Annotated in this window: 15 protein-coding genes; 1 reads left to right on the top strand and 14 read right to left on the bottom strand. The window is 41.1% G+C overall.

Annotated features, from left to right (window positions below; translation table 11 throughout):
- Positions 1–197: 197 nt before the first annotated feature.
- The 12 genes from purC to D2908_RS07730 form a co-directional block, all read right to left on the bottom strand.
- Complete coding sequence (gene purC / locus D2908_RS07795; protein ID WP_165847472.1) at positions 198–905, bottom strand: phosphoribosylaminoimidazolesuccinocarboxamide synthase; 708 nt, start codon at positions 903–905, stop codon at positions 198–200.
- 169 nt (positions 906–1,074) lie between these two features.
- A complete protein-coding gene (gene comB / locus D2908_RS07790) occupies positions 1,075–2,424 on the bottom strand; it encodes a competence pheromone export protein ComB (RefSeq protein WP_117306124.1) in 1,350 nt (449 codons plus the stop codon).
- Between the two features lie 12 nt (positions 2,425–2,436).
- On the bottom strand, positions 2,437–4,590 hold the full coding sequence (comA, locus tag D2908_RS07785) for a peptide cleavage/export ABC transporter ComA (RefSeq protein WP_117306123.1): 2,154 nt from the start codon (positions 4,588–4,590) through the stop codon (positions 2,437–2,439).
- 696 nt (positions 4,591–5,286) lie between these two features.
- Positions 5,287–5,466: a hypothetical protein gene (locus D2908_RS07775; protein WP_117306119.1), complete on the bottom strand. Its 180-nt coding sequence runs from the start codon at positions 5,464–5,466 to the stop codon at positions 5,287–5,289.
- 9 nt (positions 5,467–5,475) lie between these two features.
- Positions 5,476–5,643 (bottom strand): class IIb bacteriocin, lactobin A/cerein 7B family, encoded by a 168-nt coding sequence (locus D2908_RS07770; protein ID WP_117306118.1) that lies wholly within the window; start codon positions 5,641–5,643, stop codon positions 5,476–5,478.
- Between the two features lie 20 nt (positions 5,644–5,663).
- Positions 5,664–5,852 carry a class IIb bacteriocin, lactobin A/cerein 7B family gene (locus D2908_RS07765; RefSeq protein ID WP_117306116.1) on the bottom strand — a complete coding sequence of 63 codons (189 nt, stop codon included), beginning with the start codon at positions 5,850–5,852 and terminating at the stop codon, positions 5,664–5,666.
- 919 nt (positions 5,853–6,771) lie between these two features.
- A complete protein-coding gene (locus D2908_RS07755) occupies positions 6,772–6,966 on the bottom strand; it encodes a ComC/BlpC family leader-containing pheromone/bacteriocin (protein WP_117306113.1) in 195 nt (64 codons plus the stop codon).
- A gap of 79 nt (positions 6,967–7,045) precedes the next feature.
- A complete protein-coding gene (locus D2908_RS07750; RefSeq protein ID WP_117306112.1) occupies positions 7,046–7,147 on the bottom strand; it encodes a class IIb bacteriocin, lactobin A/cerein 7B family in 102 nt (33 codons plus the stop codon).
- 452 nt (positions 7,148–7,599) lie between these two features.
- On the bottom strand, positions 7,600–7,836 hold the full coding sequence (locus D2908_RS07745) for an acyl carrier protein (RefSeq protein ID WP_000136444.1): 237 nt from the start codon (positions 7,834–7,836) through the stop codon (positions 7,600–7,602).
- Between the two features lie 5 nt (positions 7,837–7,841).
- Positions 7,842–8,834, bottom strand: coding sequence for a phosphate acyltransferase PlsX (gene plsX / locus D2908_RS07740; protein WP_117306110.1), 993 nt, complete (start codon positions 8,832–8,834; stop codon positions 7,842–7,844).
- Entirely contained in the window at positions 8,831–9,601 is a 771-nt protein-coding gene (recO, locus tag D2908_RS07735; RefSeq protein WP_117306108.1) for a DNA repair protein RecO, read from the bottom strand. The genes plsX and recO overlap by 4 nt, the downstream gene beginning before the upstream one ends.
- A complete protein-coding gene (locus D2908_RS07730; protein WP_117306106.1) occupies positions 9,598–10,767 on the bottom strand; it encodes a pyridoxal phosphate-dependent aminotransferase in 1,170 nt (389 codons plus the stop codon). The genes recO and D2908_RS07730 overlap by 4 nt, the downstream gene beginning before the upstream one ends.
- Positions 10,768–10,916: 149 nt before the next feature.
- On the opposite strand from D2908_RS07730, the gene D2908_RS07725 reads away from it, so the two are divergent.
- Entirely contained in the window at positions 10,917–11,927 is a 1,011-nt protein-coding gene (locus tag D2908_RS07725; protein WP_117306105.1) for a YeiH family protein, read from the top strand.
- A gap of 31 nt (positions 11,928–11,958) precedes the next feature.
- On the opposite strand, the gene D2908_RS07720 is transcribed toward D2908_RS07725, so the two are convergent.
- Positions 11,959–12,396, bottom strand: a complete 438-nt coding sequence (locus tag D2908_RS07720) for a CoA-binding protein (RefSeq protein WP_000076477.1) — start codon at positions 12,394–12,396, stop codon at positions 11,959–11,961.
- Between the two features lie 86 nt (positions 12,397–12,482).
- A complete protein-coding gene (gene polA / locus D2908_RS07715) occupies positions 12,483–15,116 on the bottom strand; it encodes a DNA polymerase I (protein ID WP_117306281.1) in 2,634 nt (877 codons plus the stop codon).
- Between the last annotated feature and the right edge of the window lie 177 nt (positions 15,117–15,293).

The raw sequence follows: 15,293 nt of genomic DNA, 5'->3' as shown, positions 1-15,293 counted from the left end.
TTCCTTTATCTATTTCTACTTAAAGATTGTAGTGGCGACCAAATAAAATTTTACTTCAATCCCTACAATTTCTCCAACATAACCTTGTACACATCTGTCAAACTTCCCTAGTCCCCTAAGGAGTGAAAAGGTCTGGGGGACCTTTTTCAGCCTAAGTCCTTTTAGTTGAGAGACGAAGGTTTTCCGTTGCTAACAGATTATTTTAAACTCTGCAACTTTTCCCAAACAATCTCGTAAACATCTGTTAGTTCTCCTAATCCCCTACGGAAAACATCCTTATCCATGTGATTGCCATCCGCATCCCACAAACGGCAGTTATCTGGTGAAAATTCATCTGCTAAGATAATCTTACCATCCTTGTCAAAACCGAACTCTAGCTTAAAGTCAATCAACTTAAGTCCAATCTCAGCAAACCAGGATTTCAAAAGTTCATTAATACGACGGGTTTCTTCCTTCAAGTAGGCGATTTGCTGGTCATCCGCAATCTGTAGGAATTTCACATGTTCGTCATTGATAAAGGGATCATCCAAATCATCATTTTTGTAGTAAAATTCGACAATTGGAGTCTCAAGGGCGATACCTTCATCTACGCCAAAACGTTTTGAAAAGGAACCAGCTGTGTAGTTGCGAAGCACGACTTCCAAAGGAATGATTTCCACCTTTTTATTGAGTTGTTCCGTATCTGAAAGTTTCTCCACAAAGTGAGTCGCCACGCCAGCCGCATTTAATTTCTCAAAAATAAAAGATGAAATCTGATTATTTAACACTCCCTTTCCTGCAATCTGCTCCTTTTTGACACCATTGAAAGTAGTCGCCTGGTCCTTATAAGTTGAAATAATAAGATTTTCATCATCAGTTGTATAGATATCTTTAGCTTTTCCCGAATAGATCAATTGTTTTGACATTTTAAAGTTCGCCTTTCGTATTACTTGAGCACATTCTACCATAAAAAACCAAAAAATACAAGAATTTAAACGAATAAATAACAGATGTGTTTCAAAAATTGTAAAGAAAAAACTGCAAGAAGAATCTTTCTCACAGTTTTAAAATCATTTAACTACCAAAATACGAACATTATTCTTTGTTCAAAAATTGATCCAAATAATAACRTAGATAACTTTTCCTACCTGTAATCATCTGCAGGCGACCTTCCACTCCGTACCGAAGTTTTTCAGCCTGCTCGGAAGTCAGATTAGTCTCCGCCTCGATTTTAAAGAAATTCCCTTTTTCAGTCTTAGTAGCTGTCGCATCAATACTGGTAATAGTAGAATCTAGGAAAAGTTGATTCTTGGCATCATGAATCGTCGTATAACGAACAGAATCACCGACCTTGATCCTTGCTACATCTTTTGAACTAAGATAAGCTGTTAGTTTAGCTTTCCCTTCTTTTTCCAAGGACGGATAGAGTTGGGCTAGTAGAGTCCCCTCTGCTACCATGGTAGAGTCACTGGACTCAGGATTAAGGTGAAGCACCCCATCCTCACTCGCCATGATTTTTCCCTTGTCTAAAAGATTTCCCTGTACCTTCTTACCTGACTCTGCCTCCAAGATTTTCTGATCTAGAAGGGTCAATTCCTGACCAACCTTTGCCAGGTGTTGGGATTTAAGGGATTCCAATTGACTGCTTAAGCCTGACGCATAGGCTTGCTGGGTACCTGAACCTGCATACTGAACACGGTAAGTAGCAAGATTAGATTCTAACTGAGAAAGCTGTGCTTCAACCTGCGCAACAGCCTGAGATTTAGCTTGCGGATTTTCCTCACTCTGAGACTTGTAGGACTGGTAGAGAGAGTAGGCTAGATTCTGACTGGCCAAGGAAGCACCTGTTTCAATAGCTGACTTAGCTGTTTGGTAATCACGAATTTTAGCCTCTGTTTGACTGATGAGGTTGCCGATTTCGGCTTGGGTTTGACTAGCTGCTGCATTCTGGGACGCGATGGTCTCATTTTGTTGCGATGTACTAGCCCTAAGACTGCCTGCTTGACTGATGTAGTCGCGAAAGGTGGCTTGGTAGCCAAACTTATCCTCCTCTGGAAAGTGGTTCTCCCCTTCTTGCAGACTTTTTTGCAAATACTCCAATTGCTTTTTTTGATCCTTAAGCATGTCCAACTGACTGGCATAAGACTCCGCTTGGACACCCTCTGCCCCTTCCTGGTATTGAACCAACAATTCTCCCTTTTTAACCAGCTTATTTTCTTCCAAATGATTGACAAGAATGCGATTGTTGCTAGTTGACTGAATATTTGCAAGGATACGACTAGGTTCTACAGTCGCACTAGTAGACAAACTTATCTCCTTCTCTGCAAAAGTTGCAAAGCCAAGCAAAAACACGAGCAGAAGAGACATGGGGACAATCACCCGACTGGAAAAATTATGGTAACGACGATTATAAAACTCCGCACTTTCTAAAAATTCTGGTTTCATCCTCTCCTCTTTCTAGCTATTCACCAAATGGGCATAAAAACCACCCTGTGCAAGCAAATCAGCATGAATTCCTTCTTCGACAATCTTGCCCCGATCCAAGACAACAACCTTCTCTGTCCGCTCAGCAATGGTCAAGCGGTGGGCGATGAAAATCAAGGTCTTGTCTAAAGCCATGAGATTATCGATAATCCTCTTCTCTGTCAAAATATCCAAACTGCTGGTCGCCTCATCCAAAATCAAGACCGGCGCATCTGTCAAGAGAGCACGCGCCAAAGCAATCCTCTGACGTTGACCACCTGAAATCCCTGCCCCATCCGAAGTCAGTTCTGTCTGGTAATTCAGTGGCATGCGCTCAATGTCCTCCCGAATCTCTGCCAATTCGACCGCCCGTAAGATATCCTCCTGAGTCGTCCCCTCCTTAGCTCCCAAAAGAAGATTCTCCAAAATCGTTCCGTTAAAGACATAGGGCTGCTGAGGCAGATAGTTAATGTACTGACGCAGAGCCTTTTTATCAATCTGATTGAGATTGATACCACCCAGACTAATTTCTCCCTGACTAGGGTCGTAAAAATTAACCATCATCTTGGCTAAGGTCGTCTTACCTGATCCTGAAATCCCTACAAAAGCCACCTTAGAACCCTGCGGAATAGTCAAATTGATATCCGACAAGACATCTCGACCATAGCCATACTTGTAGGAAACCTGCTTGAAGGTCATCTCTCCCTTCATCAAGCTCAAATCCTCAACCGTTTTCTTCCCCTCAAACTCAGAAGCTACCAGATAAACCTCATTCAAACGGTTATTGGCAACCTGCGCTGTCTGAAGCTTGGTTTGCAGGTTGATGATATTTTCCAAAGGATTGGTAAAGTAAACCAGCAAGGTATTATAGGTAATCAACTGCCCCAAACTCATCTTACCATCCATAACCAGAACAGCCCCCATCCAGAGAATACCCACATTGAGCAAGAGATGGGCAACTTTTTTCAAAGCCTTTTGCTGACTCTCTGCCCGACTATAGGTAAAGGATTTTTTCAGATAATCCACAAATTCCTTGTCAATTTTTTGGTAACGCTGACTTTCACTGGTCAAAGACTTGATCGTCTCAATACCGTTGATGTCCTCGATGATAGAAGAAGACAGAACCGCATTGGCTTCCATGGTATCCCGATTCATCTTTTCAAACGGCTTCATAAAAGCAAAGATAATCACTGTATAGATAGGAAGCGCCAATAAAGTCATGAAAAAGAGATTGGTATTTTGTGAAAATAAAACAAGGGAAATAATGACAACCGTTGACACATCTAGAAAAATCGAAAGAATGGTCGAAGCCAGCGCATCGATGATACTATTAGCATCTGTAAAACGAGACACGATCTCCCCTGTACGACGTGTCGCGAAAAAGGACATAGGCAGGTGAAAAACATGCTTGATGTAGGATAAAATCACGTCAATCGACAGGCGTTGCCCCAAAACAAGCAAGAGATACTCCTGAGCGTAAGACAAGATCTGCTGGAGAATATAAACAATCACCAGCCCAATAGAGATAATCCCCAAGGTCGAACGCATCTGATCTGGCACATAGGTATCAATGATAGACTGCAGATAATAAGAACCCACAATGTTAATCAGAGTTACCAAGAGTGTCGCCAAAACGATATTAGCAATCAAGCCACGCTGCTTCACTAATATAGGGATAAAAGAGAGCAGACCATTCTTTTGATCCTTATGAGGCTTGTAGTCTGGACTAGGTGCCATAAAAAGAGTCACTCCTGTCCATTCTTCCGCAAAACGCTCACGTGGCAGTTTGGTCAATTTCACCCCAGGATCTGGATCGGCAATATGAATGCTATCCTTATCCTGCCCAGTCACCACATAGTAGTGGAGCAATTTCCCTTCCTTAAGCACATGGGCAACAAAAGGAAAAGTCAAATCTGGCAAGTCAAATAGCGTCATATCCGCCTTAATGGCTCGCGTCTCAAATCCAATCTCCTCTGCCACCTTGACCAAGCCCAAAGCTGTCGTCCCATCCATGGTCGTCTTGGCCAATTCTCGCAAGTGAGCCAAAGAATAATAGCTACCATAGTAGCCAAAAACCACGGCTAATGAAGCTACACCGCAGTCCATCTGATCCACCTGCGGACGATAGTGACGTTTCCCAAATTTCATATTCATCTCCTTTTCCTAAACTCATCTGATAACAACTATCTTACCCCAATCCCCAAACAAAAGCTGGACTTCATTCCCAAATGCGCCTATCTCCCTCCCAACTGCACTTTTTTACAAAAAAATAGGTAGAACAAATGTCCTACCTACTAAAAATATGGTATGAAAGGAAATTGATGTTTTACTGACACACTAGGCAAGCTTGGGACAAATAAATCATTGATAGTAACATTTACGACATCTTATTTATTACTTCAATTTTTAATGTCCCTGCTATTTCTAAGCCACCTATGGTATGATCTATTCATAGTCAGAATAGATAACACCATTCTAAATTACGATTCATAGTTACTTCTTTTTTTGATTCATTACTATAAGACACCTATTCCCTATAGAGCGTCTACTACCTCAAATTTATCCATTCTTTTTTTCTTTACTTCTGTATAAAAGAATGAAGACCATCATAAATAATGCAATCGTTGGTATATTGAAACTATTAAACCAAGTAGGTAAAGATACTTTATTTATGTCAGTTACCAATCTGATGATTATATAGAACATCGAACTAAGTGATACCATGATTTCAGGCCACACTTTCAGTATTGATTTAACAAATTTCATATTAAACTCCAATGTGATGCATTCTTAGATTCTAGCCTAGCTATTTTTAGCACAGACTAAAAAGTCATTCTTAACTGCTCACTCTACTTGCTTTTTATTGGCCTTATATCCTAGATAAAAGAGTCCAAATAAAATAGGGTAAATTTCTGGATAAAATAGGGTATTGATTGGATTTCTCAAAATCAAATACGTTGCGATGTAGATTATGAGCGATACGGTAAAATACCCCTCAGCAAAACCTAATAAGAATTGTTTCATAATAGACTCCTATTTACCTGACAAGAGTGCCCGAGTTGTCAGAATAGCTCCACCAGTATATACAAATCCTTTAACAAAACCAGTGGCAATAGGGATAAGGAGAGGAAATGCTCCCCCTTGAATTTCCTGCAAGTCTGTATTAGTCATTTTTTCAAATTTTAAAATAGATTTTTCCATAGCAATTTCTCCTTTAATTTTTACCACTTACCTGTCACATAATGATAACCTGCAATTCCCACTGCAGCAACTCCACCAGCAATTTTGGCTGCCGTCACAGGATTAGCGATTGCCCAAGCTACAAGAGGAATTGCTCCTCCATCCACATCCATCAACTCTTCTTCTGTAAGAGCTACAAAGTTCTGTTCCATTTTGTCAAAATTTGTCATCTTTTTTTCTCCTCAATTTTTATGTTTTGTTATATTTTTAATGTTTAGCCTCTAAGCCACTTAAATAGCCAAGTTGGATAAATAGCTGAAATAATCATTTCTAATCTCCTTCCTTTTCTTCTCACTTATCTATTCGAAAAATAATTCGAAAACGTACAACTAGATTAAATTTATTTGAAAAATAATTTAGCAAACCACGGATAGAAAATTGGTAGATACATGAACTAGACTCCTTTCGTTTCCCTCTTACCTATCTATTCGAAAAATAATCCGAAAATACACAACTAAATTAAATTTTATTTGAAAATTTATGATTTCTCCAAAGTGTTTTATCTTAGAAAGAGTAACCCCATGCAACTAGCCATACATTAGATAAACCTCCGATAATATACCTTTTACGAAACTCTTTGCTCTGTTCTTGTTTTCATTGATTATCGTTTTTTTCTGTCATTGCTGTAAACTGATGATCATTTCCTAAAATATTCTTAGTCTAATTCACTTTTGGTTTAAATGTTTCTTTTTTATTAATATAGTATGTCAATGCTACTAACAAAATACAGCTTTCCAACGATACCTTTTCTAAATTAAATAGAGAATAAATTAATAATATGCTGTAAGCTGTTAAAACAAAACCTAATAAAAAATTTTTCATAGCAAGCTCTTATTTTTCCTTCTGTCTGTCTAACCTTGTTATCATCTTGTTAATGAAGAGCAACATAAGAGTAGAAAATAAAGGTAACACGAGGTAACTAGATACACTGCCCGTCAAAGAAAAACCAAGCATAGCTAATATTCCAAGCAACATCAAATTCATGATAGCCATAGAGATAAATAATAAAACAATTTTTATTACTTTAGTTATTTCATTTTTCATTAGTTATTTCATTTTTCATTGCATCACCTCATAAATATTAAAAAATTATCGCAATCTTGAAAGTCCCAAATCACCTATTGCTTTAACGCTTTTTCCTGCAACGTAAACAGAAACAGCTGTCCCACCAATGATTCCAACCGCCTTGGTTACACCCCATGCTAACGAAAGAGCACCTACTACAGAGCCACCTAAAATTTTTTCCAATTCATCTGATTTCATATTTTCAAAGTTATAATTCATTATCTATCCCCTTCATCTATTAATTAGTAGCTAGAGCAGCAAAACCTACTGCTACACCTGCTGATAGAGGATGGCCTACTCATACTTCTGTTCCCCAAATAGTAAACAATACAGGACCAAAGAATCCCCCATCTACATTCACCAACTCTTCTTCTGTAAGAGCTACAAAGTTCTGTTCCATTTTGTCATCTTTTGTCTCCTTTATTTCCGTTTTTTAGTTTACGACTCCTGGACCTTAAACCATTTTAAAAACCAGAATGGATGAATTACTGAATTCTTTTTTCTTCCTTTTCTTCTCACTTATCTATTTGAGAAGTGGTTTAAAATGAACAGGTAAATTTCATTTATTTTAAATACCATTTGATAAACCATGGCAATAAGATTGGTAAATACATCGCGTAGTCTCCTTCCTTCTCGTCTCACTTATTTATTCGAAAAACAATTCAAAAATGTACAACTAAATTAAATTTTATTTGAATAATAATTTAATGAACTACGTATAAAAACCAGTCACATACATAAATATTCCTCCTTTTTCTTTCTTATCTATCTATTCGTAATTCCCACTAAAAGTTCTAAATTTTTTATTTTTCCTAACAATAAAAAGCAACACGACTTGCATGTTGCTTCTTGCTATTCTTTACTTTTGACGACTTCTACCACATCTCCTACACTTTGGAGTTGGTCAATTTCCTCATCGCTGATTTCGATATTAAATTCATCTTCCAGTGTCAAGATAAACTCCATCAGGTCAACTGAGTCAGCATCCAAGTCGTCTTTCAAACTCAAGGATTCTGTCACGACAAAGTCTTCTCCCTGTCGTTCTTGGATAATGGTCACAATACGGTCAAAAATTTCTTTTTCTGTCATCTCTTTTATTCTCCTGAAAATTCACGCGCAGTTTGAGCAACTACGTCTGTTTCTAGCATGGTACGAATCTGACGAATCGTACTGTATACAGCCTTGGCATCGCTGGAACCATGAGTCTTGACAACCGGCGCCTTGACACCAAACAAGACTGCACCTCCAACATCTGAGTAGTTGAGCTGTTTTTTCAAACCTCTGAGGCTGTCCTTGAGAAGGATGGCACCTAGTTTGGCTCTAAAGCCACCACCTGTGATAGCATTTTTTAGCAAGCCCATGATTCCCATGGCTGTCCCTTCGATGGATTTGAGTACAGCGTTTCCCGTGAAACCGTCTGCCACGACAACATCCGCAACGCCATTCATCAAATCACGCGCTTCCACATTTCCGACAAAGTTCAAACTTTCATCAGCCACCAGTAATTCATAGGTTTCCTTACGAAGCGGGTCGCCCTTACTACTCTCTGTCCCGTTATTGAGCAAGCCAACACGTGGTTGCGCAATGCCACGGACATTTTTAGCATAGAAAGAACCTAGAACCGCATATTGATGAAGGTGCTGGGCTGTATTTTCCGCATTGGCACCGAGGTCCAGCATGTCAAACCCCTTCCCATCTACAGTCGGTAAGGTCGACATGAGTCCAGGACGGTCGATATTCTTGATACGACCCACGATGAAGAATCCAGCAGCCAACAAAGCACCTGTATTCCCAGCTGAGAGAACAGCATCTGCTTCGCCTTCTTTGACAGCCTTGGCCGCCAATACCATACTGGCATTTTTCTTCTTCCGAATAGCTCTCGTAGGTTCATCGTCTGAATCAATCTTCTCGTCCGTATGGATAATGCTGACGCGCTCTGTCGCTGTAAGATATTGCTTGATTTTAGCTTCATCTCCGTAGAGTTGAACCTCGATATCTGAAAAGTCAGCTAGGGCTTGATTGACACCTTCAACGATGGCTTGAGGTGCATAATCGCCACCCATGGCATCTACTGCGATTTTTTTCATTTCTTTTCCTCTTTTAGTAATTGTCCCCAATCGGCTAGGGAATCAATAAATTTCTTTGATTTTAGGTGAATTCCAACGTACTCTTCGTAGAGTTGATCCATAAATTGTCGTAGCTCTTGCTTGATTTCAGTCTTGAGCGAAATGGTCTCCAAGGTTTCAAAATCAATGGCTTGAAATTGGTTAAGCAGATAAGGAATGTTGGGATTGAGATGGCAACGTCTCTCGTCTTCATGATAATGATCTGGACAGAGGCAGGCTCCATATTTAAAAGAAAAGTCAAAAGCCTGACCGACCCGATGGCAAAAAACACATTCATTAAAATTGAGGCTGATCCCAAATCGAGTCAAGATTTGAATTTCAAAAATATTAGTCAAAACCTGATAATCCAAGCCAGCTTCCATCAATTCCAAAGTCTTTTGCAAAAAAGCAAACAAAGGAGCATCTTGCTGATTATCCTGCAAACTAGCATCTGCAAGAGCGGCCACGTAGGTCGCATAGGCCATGACAAAGAGGTCGCTATTAATCTTGGGAAAAGTCATCACCTCGTGATAGTCCTCAATGTAACTGAGTCCGTCATCATTGATTCGTAAGAGAAAACGAGCTAGTACCAAGGGCTGAATAACCGGAGCTAGTTTGGACTGACTAGCGTGTTTGACGAAAAACATCCGCTTACCAGCCTGCTCTGTAAAAATCTTGACTAGCTTGTCATCCTCACGAAAGTTACGATTGTAGAGCACCAAACCTTGACTCGTGATAGACTGAATCATGCTTCTCTCATGTACTCCTCAAGTCGTTTCATGGCTTCTTTGATAGTCTCCATGCTAGCTGCATAAGACAGACGAACATAACCTTCTCCATAACGCCCAAAGGCTGCACCAGGGATAAAGGCGACAGCCTTCTTCTGAGCAAAATCCTTCAGAAAAGCAAAGGAGTCTTGATTGTAACCAGCTGGAATCTTAGCAAAGATATAGAAGGTACCGTCTGGTTTGATAATCTCAAAACCAAGAGCAGTCATTTCCTCGATAATATAATCTCGACGCTGGATGTATTCCTTCTTCATAGGTTCCGCATCATTTTTACCAGCTGTCAAGGCTTCCACCGCAGCATGTTGAGCCATAGTATTTGCGGCAGTGACCAAGTACTGGTGACTCTTGATTATCTGGGCAGTGAAGGCCGCAGGAGCAAAGATAAAACCTAAACGCCAACCGGTCATGGCATGTGATTTAGATAAACCATTGATGATAATGGCCTGGTCTCTCAACATGGTTCCTAGAGACACATGGGCTTCCCCTGTGTAGGTCAATTCTGAGTAAACCTCATCGCAGACAACGAAAATTTCGTACTTGCGTAAAACAGCCGCCAAGGCTTCCAATTGCTCCCGACTATAGGTGATTCCTGTCGGATTAGCTGGATAGTTAAGAATAACCGCCTTGAGCTTATCACCCTGCTCCAAAATGGCCTTCTCCAACATCTCAGGAGTCAAGACAAACCCATTTTCAGTCGTGTCAATCTCGACAACCTCTGCCCCAACCAGATTGACAATCGGCTCATAACCTGGATAGGCAGGAGCTGGCAAGAGCACCTTATCTCCCTCTTCCAAAATAGCTGTCAAAGTAGCCGATAAAGCCTCTGTCGCTCCAATTGTAACCAAGATTTCATTTTCAGGAGCATAGTCCAGTTGGTACTTTTCCTTAACAAAGTCACTGGCCGCCTGACGTAGAGTCAGCAGGCCACTCATCCCTGTATAGTAGGATTGGTTCTGATCAATCGCTCGCTTGGCCGCCTCCTTGACATGGTCTGGCGTTGTAAAATCAGGTTCCCCCAAAGTCAAACGCAAGACCCCAGGAATCTCCGAAATAGCCTGGTCAAACTGACGAATCAACGAGACTTGAATCTTATCTAACTGTTTATTAAAGCGCTTAGTTAAGTCCATAGATACCTCCTACTGTCAAAACATATCTCTATTATACTACAAAAGCCCCCCGACCGCAAAAATACATTATAGAATAGCTTTTCCTCTTTCTACTTTACTTTTCCTGTTTATAGGTCTATAATGATAAGAGATTCTATTCGGAGGTTTTTATGTCATTTCTATCAAAAAATGGAGCAGGTATCTTGGCCTGCCTTCTCATTTCTATTGTATCTTGGTACTTAGGAGGATTCTTCCCTGTTATTGGCGCGCCCGTTTTTGCCATTTTCATGGGAATGCTCCTACATCCCTTTCTCTCGTCCTATAAACAACTGGATGCTGGATTGACCTTCAGTTCCAAGAAATTGCTCCAGTATGCCGTTGTCTTGCTTGGTTTTGGTCTTAATATCTCGCAGGTCTTTGCAGTTGGCCAATCCTCACTCCCCGTTATCCTGTCCACCATTTCAATAGCCTTGATTATTGCCTACCTCTTCCAGCGTTTCTTTGCACTGGACACAAAACTGGCTACCTTGGTTGGAGTAGGTTCTTCTATCTGCGGTGGCTCTGCCATTGCAGCGACAGCGCCCGTTATTGATGCTAAGGAAAAGGAAGTAGCCCAAGCCATCTCCGTTATCTTTTTCTTCAATGTCTTGGCTGCGCTCATCTTTCCAACCCTCGGCACTTGGCTTCATCTATCCAATGAAGGCTTCGCCCTCTTTGCAGGGACTGCGGTCAACGACACTTCCTCTGTAACGGCTGCCGCCAGCGCTTGGGACAGTCTTTACCAAAGCAATACCCTCGAGTCTGCAACCATTGTTAAACTCACACGTACTTTGGCCATTATCCCTATCACGCTCTTTCTATCCTACTGGCAAAGTCGTAAGCAAGAAAACAAGCAAAGCCTACAACTGAAAAAAGTCTTCCCACTTTTTATCCTTTACTTTATCCTTGCCTCTCTCCTCACTACACTACTCACCTCTCTAGGTGTGTCCAGTAGTTTCTTTACCCCTCTCAAAGAACTCTCTAAATTCCTTATTGTCATGGCCATGAGTGCTATCGGCCTCAAAACAAATCTTGTCACTATGATCAAATCCAGCGGAAAATCCATTGTTCTCGGAGCCATTTGCTGGATTGCCATCATCCTCACTAGTCTTGGTGTGCAGACCCTTATCGGAATTTTCTAATACAAAAGATAGCCAATCAGCTACCTTTTTCTTATGCTTCCTCAATCAAGCGTGTATGTTCTCTCTTGATGCAACGATTCATCACAATGTCATCACATCCACCAGCACGCAAGATTTCTTCCGCTTCTAAACTTTCAAGTCCTAGCTGTGCCCAAAAAATCTTAGCATCAGCCTTGAGAAAATCACGCGCCACATCTGGCAAAAACTCACTGCGACGGTAAACATTGACAATATCTACAGGAAAAGGAATCTCAGCTAGGCTAGCATAAGCCTTTTCACCCAAGATTTCGCCACCTGCCGCCTTGGGATTGACTGGGATGATTTTATAACCCCGAGCCTGCATTTCCTTGGTTACTCGATTGCTGGTTGTTTCCTCACGGTCTGATAAACCCACCACAGCAAGGGTTTTACTTGTTGCGAGATACTGACGAATCACGCCATCACTTGGATTGATAAATTCTTGACTCATAGAAATCCTCCTTTTTCTTCAGTATAGCACAATTTGAAAAGGCTTGCATCATATTCTACTACAAAAAAGGAGGACTAGCCCCCTTTTTATTTAGCCTCGTACCAAGTTGCCCCTTCATTTTCATCTGCAATGAGGGGAACACTGAGTTGAATAGCTTCTTCCATGGTTTGTTTGACCAATTTTTTCATCTCTACCAATTCAGACTTAGGAACTTCAAGGACAATTTCATCGTGAACTTGTAGAAGCATCTTAGTCTGATAAGCACCTGCAACCAAAGCTTTATCCAGCTGAATCATAGCAATCTTGAGAATATCTGCAGCCGATCCTTGTATAGGTGAGTTAATCGCTGTACGCTCCGCAAAACCACGAATGTTAAAGTTACGTGAATTGATATCTGGCAACTCACGACGACGCTTGAAGAGGGTCTCCACATAGCCCTTATCACGCGCCTCACGCACCACTTCATCCATGTAGTTTTTAATACCTGGGAAGCGTTCAAAGTAGGTATCAATGTAGGCCTTGGCTTCCTTACGGCTAATACCCAAATTATTAGATAAACCAAAATCTGAAATCCCGTAAACCACTCCAAAGTTGACAGCCTTGGCATTGCGACGGTCATTTGGAGTCACATCCTCAGGACGCTCAATGCCAAAGACTCGCATGGCTGTCGAAGTATGGATATCTGCCCCCTCTTGAAAGGCCTTGATCAAGTGTTCATCTTTAGAGATATGCGCCAAAACGCGCAATTCAATCTGTGAATAGTCGGAACTGAGCAGCACACTATTCTCCCACTCAGGTACAAAAGCCTTACGAATGAGACGACCTTGTTCCAAGCGAACAGGAATATTTTGCAAGTTTGGATCCACACTAGATAGACGCCCGGTCTGGGTCAAATCCTGCACATAGCGAGTATGAATCTTTCCATCAGCCAAAATCCAGTCCTGCAAACCAATCACATAGGTAGATTGAATCTTAGCAATCTGACGATAGTCTAGGATTTTCTTAACGATTGGCGCAATAGGAGCAAGGCGCTCCAAGACATCCACCGCTGTCGAGTATCCAGTCTTGGTTTTCTTAGTGTATTCGAGAGGAAGTCCCAATTTCTCAAAGAGAAGCACGCCCAGCTGTTTAGGCGAGTTGATATTAAACTCCTCACCAGCCAGTTCATAAATCTCCTGAGTCAGTTTTTCAATGACAAGCTCATTTTCAGCCTGCATCTCAAGCAAGGTCTCTTTCTTAACCGTAATCCCAGCAATTTCCATCTTAGCAAGGACAAAAGCCAGAGGTTGCTCCATATCATAAAGAAGCTCTAATTGCCCATTTTCGCTTAGTTTCTCAAGCAAAACAGACTCTGTTTCAACCAAAACTGCAAGCTTGCGAGCTAAATGTTCCAAGAATTTCTCGCGTTCAGGAATGGCCTTCTTGACTCCCTTACCATAGAAAGTCTCATCATCGACCAAATAAGTCTGACCATAAAGACTAGCGATGGTCGCAATTTCATTGTCCTCCACAGTCGAAAGGAGGTATTTAGCCAAGCGACTGTCAAAAGCAGACGCCTGCAAATCCACACCAAAACGATTCAAGAGAACTTTAGCCTTCTTAAAGTCATACACTCTCAGAGGTGTTTTTTCTAGAAAGTCTTTGAAAATCGGCTCTTGCAAAAGTTCAAGCTTGTCTGTAGCATAGAGCTTTTCCCCACAAGACCAGGCAAAACCAACCAAATCATCCGTATGGTAATTCTCACCAAAAAGCTCAAAATGGAAGATAGACTCTTCACTCAGCATGTCTTGACTGATTTGGTCAACAATAGTAAAGTCCAAGTTCTCAGCCACATCAGCTGACGACACATTTAAAGCCTGCTTGAGCTGTTTGAAGCCCATCTCATCGTAGAATTTCCCGAGATTTTCCACATCTGGACCACTATAGACCAAATCCTCCACACCAATCTCAATCGGTGCCTTGGTATCAATGGTCGCTAGTGTTTTCGATAAAAAGGCCTGTTCCTTATCATTGATGAGATTTTCCTTCATCTTAGAAGCCTTCATCCCATCGATATTTTCATAAATCCCCTCGAGTGAGCCATGCTCCAGCAAGAGCTTGATACCCGTCTTTTCACCAATTTTGGTCACCCCAGGGATATTATCCGACTTATCACCCATGAGCGCCTTTAGATCGATAAACTGAGTCGGTGTGATGCCCATCTTTTCCATGAGATAGTCTGGCGTAAAGGCCTCAAACTCAGCCACACCTTTCTTAGAAATTTCAACAACTGTATGCTCATCCGTCAGCTGAATCAAGTCTTTGTCCCCACTGACAATGGTAATATCAAAACCATCCTGCTCAGCTAGCTTATCCAGTGTCCCAATGATGTCATCTGCCTCATACTGAGCCAACTCATAATGACGAATCCCCATATGATCCAGCAACTCACGAATGAAAGGAAATTGCTCACGAAACTCATCCGGAGTCTTAGCTCGACCACCCTTATAGTCCGCATACATCTCGGTACGGAAGGTCGTCTTTCCCGCATCAAAAGCCACCAAAATATGACTAGGCTCAACCCGCTCCAACAAATGGCTCAACATCAACTGAAAGCCATAAATCGCATTGGTATGTAAACCAGCCGCATTCTTAAAACGGTCCAACTGCTGATAGAGCGCAAAAAACGCCCGAAAAGCAACAGAAGACCCATCAATCAATAATAATTTTTTCTTATCCATACACCCATTATAAAGGAAAGCACCAAAAAATACCATTGGGAAGAGTCAGACCAAGTATTTTTCAATCTTTTTTCGAATATAGCCATTTAGTTTTTAAAAAACAGAACTTAGCCCATGACTAAATTCTGTTGTTATGATTTATAATTATAAAAGTGAAATCCTTTTTCACTGCAAAGA

The organism is Streptococcus sp. LQJ-218 (assembly GCF_003428885.1).
Classification (GTDB): Bacteria; Bacillota; Bacilli; order Lactobacillales; family Streptococcaceae; genus Streptococcus.
Note: the sequence above shows the minus strand (reverse complement) of the source record. Positions and strands in the feature narration are given on the sequence as shown.